The organism is Vibrio sp. 2033 (assembly GCF_033339735.1).
The window spans coordinates 1-528 of the sequence record NZ_JAWOVC010000778.1; the positions used below are offsets into that span (position 1 = coordinate 1).

At 48.1% G+C, this 528-nt stretch carries 1 pseudogene; it reads left to right on the forward strand.

The window, feature by feature from the left end:
• Positions 1-126: 126 nt before the first annotated feature.
• Positions 127-528: pseudogene (locus R7P74_RS29035) on the forward strand (hypothetical protein); the annotation flags it as partial.

The window sequence follows — 528 nt, forward strand, 5'->3', positions numbered from 1 at the left end:
TTGCTTAACCCCTCCCGTACGTAACGAGCCCAGCGTCAATGGTGATGACGTGTTAATTGGAGACGCTCCTTGCCGTTATGAGCACCAATCGGCTCGTATCTTCTGTTTGGAAAAGGAGAAAGTAAGATGGACTTTAATAAACTGGTGATATTGGCTCGAGCATTTTGCTTGGGGCTGATATTGAGTGTGTTCGCCTCGCCGACTTGGGCGGTTCATGATCTGGGCACCTTCGAACTGGAAGGTAATGCAACAGACGACGCCGTTGCGGGGGATGATTGGGAAAATATTTACGATGGTAGCGACAGTGCCAATGTCGATACTGGGATTCTTCCCGATCCGTCACCTGTCTCCATATTTACTGGTGGTCGAAAAGATATTCAAGACATATCAGAATGGTCTCACAAAGATGGTTCTGTACCAGATAAAGATGACTTAACCAATGCTTATGCTGCTGCCTACGGCGTCGATAACGGCGGTGGCGGTTCGGATTTGGTCATTTATTTTGGTGCCGACCGTTTTGCGAACGTA